At 52.6% G+C, this 595-nt stretch carries 1 protein-coding gene; it reads right to left on the reverse strand.

Going from position 1 to position 595, the window contains the following annotated elements:
* Nucleotides 1-506 (reverse strand): hypothetical protein (locus QP381_RS08475; RefSeq protein WP_285068482.1); only part of this gene is annotated, 506 nt, incomplete at its 3' end.
* Nucleotides 507-595 lie beyond the last annotated feature (89 nt).

Genomic DNA, 595 nt, shown 5'->3' on the forward strand with positions numbered 1-595 from the left:
TGGTTCACGAGGAACCGGCGTACTCTCATCTGTTGTGAAACCTGTTGGGCTATTTGCCTTGTCGCATTGGTTAGGGAATCAACGCTATTGTTGCGTAGTAGGGATACTTTGCGGACGCGGCGTAAGCCTTTCGCGCCTGTCCTGATAGGGGCGGTGCGTAGTTTCGCGTCACCCTCACCGGGACCCCAGCCGACAATCTCCGAAGCATAATCCGCGCTGTGGTAGGAAATATCGGGCATTTCAGCCACATTCACACCAATTTCTAAACGAACATTAAGCTTTTTTGCCCCTATAGGCCGCCCGAAATCAATGCGATGTTCTACCGTACCGTTTTTACCTTTGTAGGAGCGTTCGACCCAATCAACCCCGGCCTGTGAAATCATCTCGTCAAGGACGCGGCCAATGTCGTCTACTTCCCACGGGGCTATTGTGTAGGGTTCAGCCGGAATATTAGTAACATCTGTAACCCACCTGTCAGGCGTGTTAACTGTCCTCTTCTTAGTCACGGTTTTAGTGGTTGTGCCCTTGCCGGTGAGAATGCGGCGGAAACGGCACGGATACCAGACACTCCCGGTTCTTACTGTGCTGCCAGGGT

The sequence above is a fragment of the Pauljensenia sp. UMB6358 genome, assembly GCF_030216865.1.
GTDB classification, from domain to species: domain Bacteria; phylum Actinomycetota; class Actinomycetes; order Actinomycetales; family Actinomycetaceae; genus Pauljensenia; species Pauljensenia turicensis_A.